This window comes from Paenibacillus forsythiae T98, assembly GCF_000520735.1.
In the GTDB taxonomy this organism is placed as follows: domain Bacteria; phylum Bacillota; class Bacilli; order Paenibacillales; family Paenibacillaceae; genus Paenibacillus_AQ; species Paenibacillus_AQ forsythiae.
Map to the genome: position 1 here is coordinate 1 of NZ_ASSC01000237.1, position 2,898 is coordinate 2,898.

The window sequence follows — 2,898 nt, forward strand, 5'->3', positions numbered from 1 at the left end:
CCCCGCCGAAAGCCGGAATGGCTCTCGTCGAGGTTCGTATGCCGATGGTTATGCTATGATGCCGGTCTCCTGCAAAGTGCGTGCGATATCCGCTCTGGCTTCCTCCCCCAGCGTGCGGAAAGGGGCGCGAACCGGGCCTGAAGGCAGGCCGATAATATCCAGCGCGGCCTTGACCATCGCGGGCTGTCCGTACCTCCTGGCCAGATCGCGGATGGGCTGCCAGCGGTAATACCGCTCTATGGCGCGGGCATTCTCGCCTTGCTGGAATTCGTTGTACAGCGCGACAAATTCGGCCGTCATGAAGTTGGCGTTCGTGGAGGTGCAGCCGGGCAAGCCGGAAGCCAGTCCGCCAAGGATGAGGCCGTCCGAACCGCACATCACCGAGATGTCTGTGCCGGCGTATGCGACGGTCCGCACCAGCGCATGCAAATCCGTAGCGCCCTGCTTGACTCCAGCGACGTTATCCAGCTTGGCCAGCTCGGCGATTTCCTCCGGAGACAGATGAACGCCGATGCTCGCGCTGTTGTAGATGAAGATTGGCAATTCGGCGGCTTCGTTCAGCAGCTGAAAATGGTACAGAATATCCTGCGGCCGCACCTCCGATACATACGGAGGCGTAACCATCACGCCGTCGGCTCCGGCCAGCTTGGCCGCATGCGACAGCTCGCTGGCTTCATCGGTGCCGCTGGCCGCCGTGCAGCACACCAGCGGAACCCGGCCGGATACCGCGTCCGCAGCGGCCGTGAACAGCTGCTTCCGTTCGTCGATGGTCAGGCTCGGATACTCGGCGTAGGTCCCCCCGACGATGACGCCGTGAGCGCCCGAGGCAATATAATGATCGATATTCCGCCGCAGCGCGGCCGGGTCGAGGGCGAGCGTATCCGTCATCGGCGTGATGGCGAGCACGTAAATTCCTTTAAGCTTATCTTTCAAATCAGTTGTGGACATGTCTTGAACTTCCTCCTTTATTTGCTTCCGAGAAGCGACTCCATGGCCGCGATTCCGCTCTCCATTTCCTCTCGGGAGACGGCATAAGACAGGCGGATATGGTGCGGGCTGCCGAATCCGGTTCCCGGCATGACCGCGACTCCGACCTTCGTTAGCAAGATATCCGCCAGGTCATCGGCGGTGGATATCGTTCGTCCCTCCAGGGTTTGGCCGCGCCAGGCCGAAGCGTCCACCCATACATAGAAGGCGCCTTCGGGCACGTTGCACTCAAGTCCCTTGATCCGGCGAACCCCTTCAACGAGAAGGACGCGCCGCGCCGCGTATTCGTTACGGATTTCCTCCAGATCATCCTGGGGGCCGTCAATGGCGGCCAGCGCCGCCTGTTGGGCAATGGATGACGGGTTGCTCGTCGTATGGGACTGAAGACGAAGCATCGCTTCGGTAACGGCCGCCGGAGCTGCCGAATACCCGATTCTCCAGCCCGTCATCCCGTACGACTTCGATACCGCGTTGATGACGACGGTCCGCTCCCGCATGCCTGGAAAGGATGCGATGCTCGTATATCCCCCCGGTTTAAACACAAACGCGGAATACACCTCGTCGCTGATGACCCACAGATCCCGTTCCCGGCAGAACTCGGCCAGCCTGGACAGCTCCTCCGCGCTGTACACCGCGCCCGAAGGATTGTTCGGCTGGTTCAGAATCAGGAGACGGGTCTTCTCGTTCACCAGAGGCGCAAGCGTCTCCGGCGTCACTTTATAGCCGGCGGAAGCGCCGGTCTGAACAAAGACCGGCTTGGCCCCCGCGAATTTAACCTGCTCGGGAAATGACACCCAATACGGAACCGGGATGAGCACCTCGTCTCCCGGCCGGCACAGCGTACAAATCGCATTGAACAGCGCATGCTTGCCGCCAACGGTAACCACAATCTCCCCGGGCTCGTAGCTGAGCCCCATATCCCGGTGAAGCGCTCTGCAGATCGCCTCCCGCAAAGGCAGGATGCCGCTCGTATCGGTATATCCCGTGAAATTATCCTGAATCGCCTGAATCGCGGACGCCTTGGCCCGGTCAGGCGTTGGAAAGTCCGGCTGCCCGAGGCCCAGGCGGTACACGGTCCGGCCTTCCCGCTGATACTGCGCCACCGTGGACTCCAGCATTGCAGTCGGGGACGGCAGGACACGGTCCACCCAATCCGCCAACTGAACATGTTGGTTCAACAACGTCCATCACCTCTTCTGTTTATCTGTACGAGCCTGCCACTTCCATCGCAATGGAAGCGTAGACCCGTATTGCATTCTCCAGTTCCGACAATGTCACCCATTCGTCGATTTTATGAGCCACGCTGAAATCGCCCGGCCCGTAAATAACGGACGGAATCCCCCGTTTGACGAAGTGGGTCATATCGCAATTGGCCGTAAGTCCCGTTAACTCGGGCTTACGTCCGTATACCCGTTCGATCGCTGCGGAAGCGAGTTCGACCATCGGGTGATCGGGCCGGGTTTCCGACGCCACTCCGGTCGTCGGAACGAGCCGGTCGATGCGGACCCTGCCGTCCAGCGCGGGGATGCAGGTAATGATCTGCTCGATCTCCCGCAGCGCGGCGTCTTCATCTTCGCCGGGAATGAGCCGGCGGTCGATCAACGCCTCGCAGCGGTCCGGGATCATCGACTCCTTGATTCCCCCGTTAATGACGGTGACGGACAGGGTCGACTGTCCCGTGAGCGGATGCAGCCGCTTCGTCAGCTCCTCCTCCGCGAAGTCTTCAAGCGCGACAAGCGTCCGCGCCATCAGGGACACGGCGTTGACGCCAAGGTGCGGCGTCGACGAATGGGCGGATACGCCCTCCGCCACCAGCACCGGCCGGATGCTGCCCCGGTGCGCGATCGCCAGGCTGCCGTCCGTCGCCTCGCCGATCACGGCGAGATCGCCGTGCAGCTCATCCGGCAGCCT

Annotated in this window: 3 protein-coding genes; all 3 read right to left on the bottom strand. The window is 61.5% G+C overall.

The window, feature by feature from the left end; genetic code table 11:
- Nucleotides 1-48: 48 nt before the first annotated feature.
- Nucleotides 49-948, bottom strand: coding sequence for a dihydrodipicolinate synthase family protein (locus tag L692_RS0108205; protein WP_025698853.1), 900 nt, complete (start codon nt 946-948; stop codon nt 49-51).
- 17 nt (nt 949-965) lie between these two features.
- Complete coding sequence (locus L692_RS0108210) at nt 966-2,165, bottom strand: pyridoxal phosphate-dependent aminotransferase (protein ID WP_232238747.1); 1,200 nt, start codon at nt 2,163-2,165, stop codon at nt 966-968.
- A gap of 22 nt (nt 2,166-2,187) precedes the next feature.
- Nucleotides 2,188-2,898: M20 family metallopeptidase (locus L692_RS0108215; RefSeq protein ID WP_025698857.1), on the bottom strand; the 711-nt coding region annotated here is incomplete at its 5' end.

Coding starts and splice junctions, on each gene's coding strand:
- L692_RS0108205 (WP_025698853.1), bottom strand. CDS start 948: ATGTCCACAACTGATTTGAAAGATAAGCTTAAAGGAATTTACGTGCTC.